The organism is Moritella sp. F3 (genome assembly GCF_015082335.1).
Classification (GTDB): Bacteria; Pseudomonadota; Gammaproteobacteria; order Enterobacterales; family Moritellaceae; genus Moritella.
Genome location: NZ_BLRL01000055.1, coordinates 1 through 274, shown reverse-complemented (window position 1 = coordinate 274; position 274 = coordinate 1). Strand labels below are relative to the sequence as shown.

The window sequence follows — 274 nt, the reverse complement described above, 5'->3', positions numbered from 1 at the left end:
ATTCCAGTGGGTGCTGATATTCAATATGCAGGTCGTCCTGCATCAGCATCACCAGCTGTTGGCTATATGTCGGTACACTTGAAACAACAAAAAGCGTTAGTTGACGACGCTTTGACCCTACTTAAGAACTAGAAGTAAAAGGAAAATACGCACATGACAATTGAAATTCTGGTTCCAGATTTACCTGAATCTGTGGCTGATGCAACAGTGGCGACTTGGCACAAAAAACCAGGCGAAGCCGTTGCACGTGATGAAGTCATTGTAGACATCGAAA

The 274-nt window shown here is 43.8% G+C and carries 1 protein-coding gene and 1 pseudogene; both read left to right on the top strand.

Annotated elements, in window-relative coordinates:
- Positions 1–132, top strand: a 132-nt coding sequence (locus JFU56_RS23290) for a hypothetical protein (protein WP_198439440.1), incomplete at its 5' end; no start/stop codon positions are given.
- 21 nt (positions 133–153) lie between these two features.
- Positions 154–274: pseudogene (locus JFU56_RS22460) on the top strand (biotin/lipoyl-containing protein); the annotation flags it as partial.